The organism is Polaribacter sp. M10, from assembly GCF_054968445.1.
In genome coordinates this window covers 97,425-110,624 of record NZ_JBSSBG010000006.1, presented here as the reverse complement: position 1 = coordinate 110,624, position 13,200 = coordinate 97,425, and the positions used below count along the sequence as shown (strand labels likewise).

The following is a 13,200-nucleotide window of genomic DNA, read 5'->3' as shown; positions in this document are numbered from 1 at the left end:
GTTAAAAGTTCAGAAATTTGTACCAAGGAATTTGTTTTTCTTGGTGCAAATTTTATTTATAATTTTTAAGACCATTCATCCAAATAAAAATATATCATATGAAATTATTAAAACCCTTTTTGCCCATTTGTTTTTCATTAGTATTAATTTCTTGTTTAGGCTTTTCTAAAAAGGAAGAAAATAAAGAAAAATTAGCGACTTACAAACCAATGAAAGATACAAAAGTAGCCTATTTTGCAAGTGGTTGTTTTTGGTGTGTTGAGGCTATTTTTGAGAGTGTTAGTGGGGTAGAAGAAGCTGTTTCTGGTTATGCTGGTGGTCATACCAAAAATCCAACTTATCAATCTATTGGTACTGGTAGAACAGATCATGCAGAAACTGTGGCTGTGTATTATAATCCTAAAAAAGTAAGTTTTGAAACTTTGGTAACTGTTTTTTTTGGTTCTCATGATCCTACTACAAAAAATGGGCAACACCCAGATTATGGTTCTCAATATCGATCAATTGCATTTTATCAAACAGAAAAAGAAAAACAAATAATTGAGACTAAAATAGCCAAATTAAACAAAAAGGTTTACAATGGTAACATTGTTACAGAAGTTACCAAACACACTAAGTTTTATGAAGCTGAAGAATATCATCAAGATTTTGAAAAAAGAAATCCCAATCAGAGTTATGTAAAAGCAGTTTCGATTCCTAGATTAAACAAGTTTAAAAAGAAGTTTCCTGAGTTATTAAAGGCAAGCGAACAATTATCACATTAATTTTTGTTTGATAAATATTAAGGCAATATTAGTAATTCATCAACAGTAGAATCTGAAAAAAAAATATAAAATACTTTCGGTTTTTAGAGATAAGGTTGATATTGTAATGCTAATTTTGTTTCTTATGATTAGAACATCAACCTAAAAAAAGGAAATAAAAAAAACTCGAACAAAATGAATTTGTCGAGTTTTTTTATTTTAAAAGTACATCTAAATTTTAGAATTTAAATTCTAAACCACCATAGATTCCAAAAGGATGTCCAGGTCTTAATCCTGCAGGAACTCTAGATACAGCGTAAGTATCATTGAATAAGTTTATAATATTAGCGGTTAAACTTAATGCATCAGTAATAAAATATTTACCAGAAGCATCAACAATAAAATTGCTGTCTACTTTTTCGTTATCAGGAATTTCTCCAGAACCAGCAAGGGTTCTAAATACGCCATTAAAACGTGCATTTAAGTTAATTTCAAAATCAGAATGTTCTACAGAAAAACCGATATTAAATTGGTGTTTAGGGATGTATGGCATTTCATCGCCAGTGGTAACTGTGCCCCATAAATCATTAGAACTACCAAAACTATTTTTAAATTCTGTGTTTGTAAGCGTATATCCAAAAGAAAGTGGTAAGCTTACTGTGGCGTCTTTTTTAGCAAAATTGTAGTTTAATAACAGCTCAAATCCGTTTACATTTACTTCGCCAGCATTAAATTGATCTAAAGAACCAGTTCCACCAGAAGCTGCTAAATCACTACCTAAAAGATTGGAATAATCGTTAAAGAAACCTACAAATTCACCAGTAATACCACCAATATTAAAACGTGTACCAATTTCGTAATTGATACTTTCTTCCGGTTCTTGCCCTTCTTGATTTCCTGGAGGAGAAAATCCTTTGTGTACGCCACCAAAAACTGAAAAATCGTTATTAAATTTATAATTTGCGCCCAAACCAGGTATAAAAACATCTACACTATTTTCTCTTTCAGACAGATTTATACCCGTTCTATTTACATCGCTAGTACCATAATCTTCTCTTTTAAGAGTGATGTTTTCGTAACGAATACCAGGAGTAAATGTCCATTGTTTATACTTTAGTTTATAAGTAATAAAAGAAGCAAAAGCAGTAGCACTAGAAATTCTATTGGCATCTGTACCAGCAACTCCAGCAGTAGTTAAAGCCAAGTTACCTGTATTAGAAATGCTGTATTTATCTACCCACTGAAAACGATCTTCTTCATCATAATGATAACGTAAACCCACTTCTAAATCGTGATAAAAATCGCCTTTAAACCAATGATAATCTAATTTTGTTTGTATTCCTGTAGAATAATATTCTCTATTATTTGCTTTTACACCTAAAGCATCAGCATCAGAATTTACAGAACCATTAGCAATGGCAAAATGATCTGAAAATGTTGTAGGATTATTGATAACATTTGCAATAGACTGTTTATCGCCGTTAAAAGTAATGTCATTTAATTTATACCAATTTCTAGAAAAATTATTCTGATAAGCAGTTGTTGTAACTCTTAGATTATCAGAAAAATCAATTTTATAAGTAAGTGCATATTGCGTATGATCTGTAGTCATTTTGTCTTCGTTAGAAGAAGCGTATCTGGCAAAAGGATCTGTATTAAAATCAGTTTCAGTTAAACCTAAATAAGTCTCATTACTAATTTCATCAGAATATTGAAATTTAAATTCTAACGATTGTTGAATAGTTGCATTCGGAAAAAGATTTGCTTTAATTTTTGCAACCACATCATTTTTATTAAAGCCAGTATCTTTTCCACTTGGTAAGGTTTTAAAACCATCAGAACCATAATTTAAATATTCAATTAGATAACCAAAAGTAGTGTTACCTCCACCAATTTTTGCATGCAATTGATTAGAGTTAAAACTACCATAACTTGCCCTAACTTTACCTCTAAATTCAGTTGGAATTTGAGAAGAAATCATATTAATAGCACCACCAGTAGTAAAAGGGCCATATTGTATTTGGCTACTTCCTTTTAAAACTTCTATAGCTTCCATTCTTGCAATTGTAGGAAAATAATAAGCAGAAGAAGCACTGTAAGGAGCAGGAGCAATTAGAATACCATCTTCCATAAGCGTAATTTTAGCACTTCTTTCTGGCGATGTACCTCTTAAACTAATGTTAGGACGTAAACCAAAACCATCTTCTTCGTAAATACTTACTCCAGGAACACTTCTTAGCGCTTTATTAATGTCTGTAAAACTAAATTTTTGCAATTCTTTTGGCGATAAATAATACGCAGAACCTGTTCTGTTTTTTGCTACATATTTATTGCCAAAAATTGTTGCTGATGAAATAATGATTTGATCTAGTTGTTGCACTGAATCTAAAGAAATAGATTCTTTCTTTTTTTCTTGAGCATTAATTAATATTGTAAATAATAGTGTAGTGAAAACTAAAGTAATTTTCTTCATTTTATTTAGATTAATTATAAATTGGTTTTTTGTCAGATGCAAATATACAACCACACTTTAGTTTTACAAGTTTTATTTAGAATAAATAAAAATAAATTTGAGGTGATGTTAGGACAATATCCTTATTTTTTTAAATTATTTTTTCAACTTACAGCGTAACTTAATTGTTAAGTTTTTTAAAGGAATCTAAATTAATTAGTATAGCTGTAATATAAATCGTAAATTTGCACGCAATTATATCTTAATTGCAAAATGATAGCACACGAAAACAAAATTTTAGGAGAAGGTCTTACTTATGATGACGTTCTTTTAGTACCCGCTTTTTCTCAAGTTCTTCCAAGAGAAGTAAGTATACAAACCAAATTTACTAGAAACATTACCATTAATGTACCTATAGTTTCAGCAGCTATGGACACTGTTACAGAATCTTCTTTAGCTATTGCTATGGCAAGAGAGGGTGGTATTGGAGTTTTACATAAAAACATGACGATTGAGCAACAAGCCCAAGAAGTTAGAAAAGTAAAACGTGCAGAAAGTGGTATGATTTTAGACCCTGTTACGTTACCTTTAACTGCTGTTGTTGCAGATGCCAAAAATAACATGCGCGAGCATAGTATTGGAGGTATACCTGTTGTTGATGAAGATGGAAAATTAGAAGGTATTGTAACCAACAGAGATTTACGTTTTGAGCATAATAACAATAGACCCATAGTAGAAGTAATGACAAGTGAAAACTTGATTACTGCAGATGTTGGAACTTCTTTAAAAGATGCTGAAGCAATTCTTCAAAAAAATAAAATCGAAAAACTTTTAATTGTAGACAAAGACTATGTTTTAAAAGGTTTAATTACGTTTAGAGACATTACTAAAGTTACTCAAAAACCAATTGCTAACAAAGATACTTTTGGTAGATTAAGAGTAGCTGCTGCTTTGGGTGTTACGCCAGATGCTGTAGATAGAGCTGCTGCTTTGGTAAACGCTGGGGTAGATGCTGTAATTATAGATACTGCTCATGGCCATACAGAAGGTGTTGTAAGAGTTTTAAGAAGTTTAAAAGAAAAGTTTCCGAATTTAGATGTAGTTGTAGGTAATATTGCAACTCCAGAAGCTGCACAATATTTAGTAGCTGCTGGTGCAGATGCTGTTAAAGTAGGTATTGGTCCAGGTTCTATTTGTACAACAAGAGTTGTTGCAGGTGTTGGTTTTCCTCAGTTTTCTGCAGTTTTAGAAGTTGCAAACGCTATAAAAGGAAGTGGAGTTCCTGTAATTGCTGATGGTGGAATTCGTTATACAGGAGATATTCCTAAAGCAATTGCTGCAGGTGCAGATACAGTAATGTTGGGTTCTTTGTTGGCAGGTACAAAAGAATCTCCAGGAGAAACGATTATTTACGAAGGAAGAAAATTTAAATCATACAGAGGTATGGGTTCTGTAGAAGCTATGAAACAAGGTTCAAAAGACAGGTACTTTCAAGATGTAGAAGATGATATTAAAAAATTAGTTCCAGAAGGTATTGTAGGTCGTGTGCCATATAAAGGTGAATTGTTTGAAAGTATTCATCAATTTGTTGGTGGTTTACGTGCAGGTATGGGATATTGTGGAGCAAAAGATATCGAAACTTTAAAAGAAACTGGTCAGTTTGTAAGAATTACAGCAAGTGGAATTAACGAAAGTCATCCTCATGATGTAGCTATTACAAAAGAATCACCAAATTATAGTAGAAGATAAAATTGGTTTAAAAATTGCTTTGAAAACAGAATAAATGGAAGTACAAAATTTTGTGAATTTTAAAAAAGTTAGAGGTTTAGGTGATATGCTTTCTGACACTATTAAATTTTTAAGTGTAGAATGGAAACCTTTTTTTGGTACAATTATTAAAATTTCTATAATTCCTGTTTTAATTGCTGTTGGTTTTGCTTTGTATTTTGTAATGAATTTTATGCCATTATATGGAGATTTGTTGCAATTTAATCAATATGAAAACGACATTAATTTTAATTTTTCACAATTATTAATACCTTTTATAGGTTTTATTTTTGCTTATTTAGTAGCTTATGCATTAGTAACAGTGGCTTCTTTATCATACATAAAATCTTACATAGAAAATAAAGGAGTAGTTAATTATAAAGAAATACAAAACATATCTAAAGATAATTTTTGGTCTTATGTAGGCTTGTTTTTTCTAGTTAGTATAATAGTTGGTTTTGGACTATTATTTTGTTTTGTACCAGGTATATATTTAGGTGTAGTTTTATCTTTATCTATCTGCTTACTTATTTTTGAAAACAAAGGTGTTTTCGATGCAATAAATGATTCCTTTGGATTTATAAAAGAACACTGGTGGGAAACTTTCGGAATTTTAATTGTAGTACAAATATTAATTGGAGTTGCAGGTTATATTGTAAATCTACCAGCCACTTTGTACATGGGAATAGATATGACAGCTATGATTCAAAATCAAGAAGCTACTGAATTGATTAGCATATTTTCAGACCCAGTATATTTAGGTTTTCTTGGCTTTGCTTATTTTGCTAAATTTATACTTTATATATTTTCAGTAGTAGTTACCGTTTTTATTTATTTTGATATTAAAGAACAAAAAAATCCTTCTTCTGATATGATTAATGAGATTGGAGTTGGATAATTCAATTAGAGTTTACTCAATATTTTATTTAAATTAAAATTATAACCTTCTCTTTCAAGATAATAATTTCCATTTGGTTTTAGGATTACAAATCCATTTGAACGAATTTTTTTAAACAAAGTTTTAGTTAAATATGAATTATTATCATTAAAGTAATCTAAACCAATGTTAATTTCACTAGGATTAACAGCTATAAAAAGTTGTTGAATATTATCTTTTCTATCGACCTTTTTTAAATACTTCTTGTACCTTTTCTTAAAGTAAATTGCATGTTCATTATTAGGACAATCACAACTTAAATTAATAAAATTTAGTATTATAGTTTTGTTTTGATCAATAGATTTTTTAGTAATATTTTCAATATGATTTTTTATTTTATCAAATTCATTTATACTAAATCTACCAGATTTTATCTTTTTTAATGCAAGTTTAAAAATGATGCTATCATTAGTTTCATCAAATAAAATAGTTGAATCATCTTCTGCTAATTTTTTATAAACTTCAAAGCTAATTTGTTTTAAATCATCATTAAAATATTTTTCTTTCTTGATTACGAAAGGTTTAAAAATATAAGTTTTATTTATTTTATAACTTTTAATGATTTCATTTTTATGATCGTATGTGTTTTTTTCTGTTAAAGTAAAACTATTTTCATCATTAAAAACTCCTTTATAACGAATTGACTTGATGTTATTTTTTTTGATAGGTTCATTTATATATGGAACTATTTTAAATGTAAACACACTATCTTTTATGGTATAAAAAGAGTTGGATTTGAATTTGGAATAATAGTTTAAATACGTTTCTAAAAAATTGATAGAAGCTTCGTAATTATTTTTATTGGATTCAAACAATCCGTAAAAATCATCACTAACACTTATTTTATTGTGTTCCTTAAAAAGTATGGCTTTAACGCTAAAAATATATCCTTTACTATCTAAATTTTTATGATAATTGGTATTTATAAAATCTTTTGTAGCTGTTTTGTTTTTCGTAAAATAGTAACCATTCTGTTTAAATGAATATTCTTGTGAAAATAGACTGAATGAGAATAATAAACATAGGTTTAAGGTCAAGAAAAGTTTCATAGCTTTTTTTTATAATTTTAATTTTTACATATAAATATAAAAATTAAAAATTACTTTCTTCAGCCATTTTAACAACTCCAACTGTAAGTATTAAGTTGGCGAATCTTCTTTGTTCTCCTGTTTGAATGATTAAAGTAGTTAAAGGATCTCTAATTTTATCATAAAATGACCAACGTTCCATTTCATCCCAAGAAACATCACCTAGAAGCTTTTTATAAGAATCATGAATTTCTGCATTTGCTTCAGCTAGTTTCTGCATAACAATTGCACCTTGCATTGGGCAAACCTATAAAATGCCTTCTAAAACTGTTAATGCATCTAATAGACCTGGTTTAAAATTAAGATGAACAGTTGTAGAATTTGGTCCATTCATAGCACCAACAGGCAAATTACCATCTGCAATTACTACTTGAGCAAAATGACCTGAACGTGCCAAAACTGCCATAATTGTTGGATGTATTACTAAGTTTTTAAAATATTGTATAACCAAATATAATAGACATCGTTTTATATTCAGAAAAATTATTTAAATAATTATTAAAAAGGTCTCTATTGGTATGATATCTAAATTCTAAAGAATATTTTTCATGACTTTTATAACCGATTCCAAAACCAAAATTAGAACTAGATTGTATTTCTTGACTTAGGAGTTCTCCATTACTAAAATCAATAATTATAGAACCATTAGCATAAAGTTTAGAGGTTTTATTAAGAAAGAAATAATGTCTTACTCCAATTGGTAATTCAATTGAACTATAATCTACAGAAGTAGAGTTTTTTTGATCAACATCTGCCTTAAAAGATTGGTAAGTTGGCTCTATTATAATACCCCATTTATTTTTATTAAATGGCATAATAAATTCTAATTCAACTCCTAATCTAAGACCTAATTGATTTCCAAAATCAGGAAAATATGGGCTATCAGCATCAAAAGCAGTATTACCAGTTGATAAAGAAGAACTGTTAAGGCCTGCTCTAAGTGTAAGATTAAATAAATCTTGGTTTTTATTCTTTTTAAAAGAAATGTATTCAGATTGTATACAGTTGTAATATCTTTCAAAAAAATGAATAAGATCGTTCTCTTTGTAATCTAAATTTTTAAATGTTTTAAATGAAATATTTTTACATTTTAAACTACCCCACAACTGTTGCTTAAATTTATCATTTACAGCAATTTTATCTTCTATAGTTTTATATTTTTTAAAAATTAATTGCTCTATTTCAGAATTATTTTTGTTGAAAAAGAATCTTACTAAATTTCCGTTCTTATAAGAAAACAAATTGGCATCACCTTCAATTAATACTTTTAAAAAGATTTCTTCTTTTTCGAATTTAGGTTCTTTAAACTCAGTTAATTCTTTTAATAGGTTACTAGATTTATCAATATTAACAATGGCTTTAATATATTTTGACGAATCATAAACACCAAAGCCCTTAACTTCTTTAAGCGTTAATTTTTTTTGTTCAGCATCAATTGTTTTTTTATAAATAAGATAATTAGGGTTTTGTAGCCAGTCATTATTCTTAATAAGTCCTTCTACTTTTTGTCCGTCATTAGTTATAAAATAGCCTTTTTCAAATTTAATTTGTGCTAAAGAATTTAACCCTAAGAATAGGATGATCATAGTAATTTTTAATTTCATAGTTTGTTAAAGATTTGGTTTAATAGTTATGTTTTGTGTTTTAAATTTTTGCTAAGGTTAAATTAGTTTAAATTTTCTCCTTTAACACAGCAATTTCATCACGTAATTTTGCAGCAATAATAAAATCTAAATTTTTGGCTGCAGTTTCCATTGCTTTGCGTTTTTCTCTTATGCGTTTTTCTATTTCTTCTTTTGGTAAATATTGTAAATCTTGTTCTGCAGCAACTTGTTTGGCATTGTCATAATGATAACTAGAAATGGCAGATTTAGATAAGGTATTATCAATTTTTTTGTTAATTTGTGTAGGAGTTATGTTATTTGCAGTATTGTAAGCAATCTGTTTTTCACGTCTACGTTCAGTTTCATCAATGGTTTTTTGCATGCTATTGGTTATTTTATCAGCATACATAATGGCCAAACCATTTACGTTTCTTGCAGCTCTACCTATGGTTTGGGTTAAAGAACGATGACTTCTTAAAAAACCTTCTTTATCAGCATCTAAAATAGCTACTAAAGAAACTTCGGGTAAATCTAAACCTTCTCTTAATAAATTTACTCCGATTAAAACATCAAACAAACCTTTACGCAAATCTTGCATAATTTCTACACGTTCTAAAGTATCTACATCAGAATGTATGTATCTACAACGAATATCAACTCCTGTTAAGTATTTTGTTAGTTCTTCTGCCATTCTTTTGGTTAAAGTAGTTACTAATGTACGTTCGTCTTTTTCTACTCTAACCTGAATTTCTTCAATCAAATCATCAATTTGATTAATGCTTGGTCTAATTTCAATTATTGGATCTAATAAACCTGTTGGCCTTATTACTTGCTCTACAAAAACACCTTCCGTTTTTTCTAATTCGTAATCTGCAGGAGTTGCAGAAACAAAAATGGTTTGATTTTGTAAGGCTTCGAACTCATCGAATTTTAAAGGTCGATTATCCATTGCAGCTGGCAATCGAAAACCATATTCAACTAAGTTTTCTTTTCTACTTCTATCTCCACCATACATTGCGTGAGTTTGTGGCACAGTTACATGACTTTCATCAATCACCATTAAATAATCATCAGGAAAATAATCTAACAAACAGAAAGGTCTTGTACCTGGTTCTCTGCCATCTAAATATCTTGAATAGTTCTCAATACCAGAACAATACCCCAATTCTCGAATCATTTCTAAGTCGAATTCTGTACGTTCTTTTAAACGTTTTGCTTCTAAATGTTTGCCAATTTCTTTAAAATAATCTACCTGTTTCATCATATCTTCTTGAATTTGATGAATGGCATTTTGTAAAACATCTGGAGAGGTTACAAATAAGTTTGCAGGATAAATATTCAGTTCATCAAAGTTTTCTAATACAGTTTGACTTTCTAAATCAAAAGATTCGATTTCTTCAATTTCATCACCAAAAAAATGAATTCTATAACCATTATCGCCATAAGATGGATAAATCGTTACAACATCACCCTTAACCTTAAAAGTTCCGCTTTTTATTTCTATTTCTGTTCTCGAGTATAAACTTTGTACTAATTGATGTAAAAATTTAGTTCTAGAAATTTGCTGATCTCTATGAATAGGAATTACGTTTTTCTTAAATTCTGTAGGATTTCCAATACCATATAAACAAGAAACTGAAGCTACAACCAAAACATCTCGTCTGCCAGAAAGTAGGGAAGAGGTTGTGCTTAAACGCAATCTTTCTATATCATCATTTATAGATAAATCTTTTTCTATATATGTTCCTGTTACTGGAATGTATGCTTCTGGTTGATAATAATCGTAGTAAGAAACAAAATATTCTACAGCATTTTCTGGAAAAAACTGTTTAAACTCAGAATATAATTGGGCAGCTAAGGTTTTGTTATGTGCCAAGACCAAGGTAGGTTTTTTTACTTCTTTTACCACATTTGCCACCGAAAAAGTTTTACCAGAACCAGTAACACCTAACAATGTTTGATATTTTTCTCCTGCTAAAATTCCTGCAGAAAGTTCTTTTATAGCATCAGGTTGATCTCCTGTTGGCGAAAATTCAGATACAAGTTTAAATTCCATCTTGTAAAAATACACAACCTATTCAAAAATTCTATCAATTCGTATGGATTTTACAACTAAAAATAAGTGAAATTTCTATAAAGCACATCAACATTATGTTATAAGTAAAGTATTTTGATAATTACAAATAGTTCTCGATAAAATTTCTCTTAAAATCGAAATCACTCGAACTGACATTTCTTAATTTTGATTATTTTTATACTATGGATTTATTTTCTTCGGATGCAATTACCAATATTTTACCTTTTGATGGTGTTACCAATTATCATGGAATTGTATTGAATAAGCAACAGTGTGATTTGTATTATCATCAATTACTAGATAAAATAAATTGGAAAAATGATGAAGCGATTATTTTCGGTAAAAAAATAATCACCAAAAGAAAAGTAGCTTGGTATGGAGCATCAAAATACTCTTATACCTATTCTAAAGTTACAAAAACAGCAAATCTCTGGATTCCAGAATTGTTAGTACTTAAAGAAATTGTAGAGCAAGAATCTAATGAAACCTATAATTCTTGTTTGTTAAATTTATATCATTCAGGAGATGAAGGCATGGCTTATCATTCTGATGGCGAAAAAATGATGAAAAAAAATGGAGCAATTGCCTCTTTATCTTTAGGGGCAGAACGTAAATTTTCTTTTAAACATAAAGAAAAAAAGCAAAGAATAGATATTGTTTTAGAAAGAGGTAGTTTATTGGTTATGAAAGAAGATACACAAACCCATTGGTTGCATAGATTACCACCTACAAAAAAAGTAAATTCGCCAAGAATTAATTTAACCTTTAGAACTATAGAATTGTAGTTTAATTATCGATCTTTTTAATAAAATCTTCTCTATAATTTAAGCCAATTGGTATCCATTTATCATCTATAATTATTCTGTTACGTTGTACAGAATAGATGTGTTTTAAGCCTACAATATAAGATTTATGAACTCTTAAAAAGTTGGTTTTACCAAGTCTTTCTTCAAAGCTTTTTAAACTACTTAAAGTTAAAATTGGTTTTTCTTTATTGGTGTAAATTTTAATATAATCTTTTAAAGATTCTATGTATTTAATGTCTGATAAATTAATTTTTATGTTTTCGTATTCCGATTTTACAAAAATAAAATCGCTAGGTTCTTTAGGTATTTCTAAAGGCGCAGTATTGGTTTTAGATAATAATAAATTGTTGGCTCTAGTTGCTGCTTTTAAAAATCGATGAAAAGGAATAGGTTTTACCAAATAATCTATTGCATTTAAATTGAAACCTTCTACAGCATAATGAGAATAGGCTGTTGTAAAAATAAACATCGGTTTCTGATCTAACGATTTTATAAAATCGATACCAGAAAAATCTGGCATTTCTATATCTGTAAAAATAAGATCTATTTTTTGATTTTGTAACACAGACATAGCTTCAATTCCACTTGAGCAAGAAGCAACTAATTCTAAAAAATCGATCTTTGAAATAAAATCTTCTAACAATTCTAAAGCTAAAGGCTCATCATCTATAACAATACATTTCATCTATTTTTTTAGTTTTAAGGTTAAGTTGACTTCAAATGATTTTTTTTCATTTTTTATCTCAAGCGTATGCAATTTTGGGTACAATAAATTTAGTCTGTTTTTAATGTTTTCTAAACCAATACCAGAGTTTTTATCGTTGGTTTTTGTTATAAAACAAGCATTGTATACATAAAGATGTAACTTGTCATCATTTACATTGATTACAATTCTAATGTTGGTATCACCCTTATAACTTGTACCGTATTTAAAAGCGTTTTCTATAAAAGAAATCAACAAAAGTGGTTCTATTTTATAGTTTAAATCACCATGAACATTTACGCGAACTCCACTAGAATCTTTTAATCTTAAAAGGTGTAAAGAGATGTAATTTTTAATGTATTCTATTTCTTTTGTTAATGAAATATATTCTTGATTAGTTTCGTAAATCATATAACGCATTAATTCAGATAGTGTTACAATAGCCACTGTAGTGTCTTCGGATTTTTTATTAGCCAAAGAATAAATACTATTTAAAGTGTTGAATAAAAAATGCGGATTTAACTGTGCTTTTAAAAAGGATAGTTCAGAATTCACTTTTTCAGATGCTACTAAAGCTCTTTCTTTTTCGGTTTTATACCATTCAGAAACTAATTTTATAGAGGTACTTAAACCAAAAAATAAAATGACCATAATTGGTGGTCTAAACCCAAATCTTGGACCATTTTCTTTACGATTCAGAATTTTTTCTTCTAAAATTTCATTTGGAGGTTGAAATTCCTTAGACATTAAAATTATTGGACCTAAAACGTATATAAAGAATAAAAAGAAAGCTACAAATGTAATTAGGTATAGGCCAATTTTTTTATTCAGTAATAATTTTGGTACTAAAAAAGAGTAGTTTACATAAAAAACGGTAATTAATACAGCATTTAAAATATAAAACATTGCTGGTATTGCATTGAACCTGTAAAAAAATTGAATGGCAGTTATTAAGATAAAAAACAGCCATAGCAATATGTGTATAATTACTGTGGTAAAAGATTTTTGTTTAATAAAGTTCAA

Annotated in this window: 10 protein-coding genes and 1 pseudogene; 4 read left to right on the top strand and 7 right to left on the bottom strand. The window is 28.7% G+C overall.

Features of this window, described 5'->3' with window-relative positions; all coding sequences use genetic code 11:
* Positions 1-98: 98 nt before the first annotated feature.
* On the top strand, positions 99-764 hold the full coding sequence (gene msrA / locus ACWYN7_RS08110) for a peptide-methionine (S)-S-oxide reductase MsrA (RefSeq protein ID WP_462859426.1): 666 nt from the start codon (positions 99-101) through the stop codon (positions 762-764).
* Positions 765-981: 217 nt separating this feature from the next.
* On the opposite strand, the gene ACWYN7_RS08105 is transcribed toward msrA, so the two are convergent.
* Positions 982-3,216, bottom strand: a complete 2,235-nt coding sequence (locus ACWYN7_RS08105) for a TonB-dependent receptor family protein (RefSeq protein ID WP_462859425.1) — start codon at positions 3,214-3,216, stop codon at positions 982-984.
* A gap of 252 nt (positions 3,217-3,468) precedes the next feature.
* Between ACWYN7_RS08105 and guaB the strand changes: the two genes are divergently transcribed.
* Together guaB and ACWYN7_RS08095 are read left to right on the top strand one after the other, a co-directional pair.
* Positions 3,469-4,944, top strand: a complete 1,476-nt coding sequence (gene guaB / locus ACWYN7_RS08100; protein WP_462859424.1) for an IMP dehydrogenase — start codon at positions 3,469-3,471, stop codon at positions 4,942-4,944.
* A gap of 34 nt (positions 4,945-4,978) precedes the next feature.
* Positions 4,979-5,860: a YciC family protein gene (locus ACWYN7_RS08095; protein WP_462859422.1), complete on the top strand. Its 882-nt coding sequence runs from the start codon at positions 4,979-4,981 to the stop codon at positions 5,858-5,860.
* A 5-nt stretch (positions 5,861-5,865) separates the two neighbouring features.
* On the opposite strand, the gene ACWYN7_RS08090 is transcribed toward ACWYN7_RS08095, so the two are convergent.
* The 4 genes and pseudogenes from ACWYN7_RS08090 to uvrB form a co-directional block, all read right to left on the bottom strand.
* Positions 5,866-6,603, bottom strand: a complete 738-nt coding sequence (locus ACWYN7_RS08090) for a hypothetical protein (protein WP_462859421.1) — start codon at positions 6,601-6,603, stop codon at positions 5,866-5,868.
* Between the two features lie 388 nt (positions 6,604-6,991).
* Positions 6,992-7,438: pseudogene (locus tag ACWYN7_RS08085) on the bottom strand (RbsD/FucU domain-containing protein).
* Positions 7,419-8,591, bottom strand: a complete 1,173-nt coding sequence (locus tag ACWYN7_RS08080) for an outer membrane beta-barrel protein (RefSeq protein WP_462859420.1) — start codon at positions 8,589-8,591, stop codon at positions 7,419-7,421. Before ACWYN7_RS08080 ends, ACWYN7_RS08085 begins: the two are co-directional and overlap by 20 nt.
* A 67-nt stretch (positions 8,592-8,658) precedes the next feature.
* The gene (gene uvrB / locus ACWYN7_RS08075; protein ID WP_462859419.1) at positions 8,659-10,647 is read right to left on the bottom strand and encodes an excinuclease ABC subunit UvrB; all 1,989 of its coding nucleotides are present in this window, start codon (positions 10,645-10,647) and stop codon (positions 8,659-8,661) included.
* 203 nt (positions 10,648-10,850) lie between these two features.
* Here uvrB and ACWYN7_RS08070 point away from each other — a divergent pair, with 203 nt between their 5' ends.
* Positions 10,851-11,453, top strand: coding sequence for an alpha-ketoglutarate-dependent dioxygenase AlkB family protein (locus ACWYN7_RS08070; protein WP_462859418.1), 603 nt, complete (start codon positions 10,851-10,853; stop codon positions 11,451-11,453).
* 1 nt (position 11,454) lies between these two features.
* Here ACWYN7_RS08070 and ACWYN7_RS08065 read toward each other — a convergent pair whose 3' ends face one another.
* Together ACWYN7_RS08065 and ACWYN7_RS08060 are read right to left on the bottom strand one after the other, a co-directional pair.
* Positions 11,455-12,159 (bottom strand): LytR/AlgR family response regulator transcription factor, encoded by a 705-nt coding sequence (locus tag ACWYN7_RS08065; RefSeq protein WP_462859417.1) that lies wholly within the window; start codon positions 12,157-12,159, stop codon positions 11,455-11,457.
* Complete coding sequence (locus ACWYN7_RS08060; RefSeq protein ID WP_462859416.1) at positions 12,160-13,200, bottom strand: sensor histidine kinase; 1,041 nt, start codon at positions 13,198-13,200, stop codon at positions 12,160-12,162.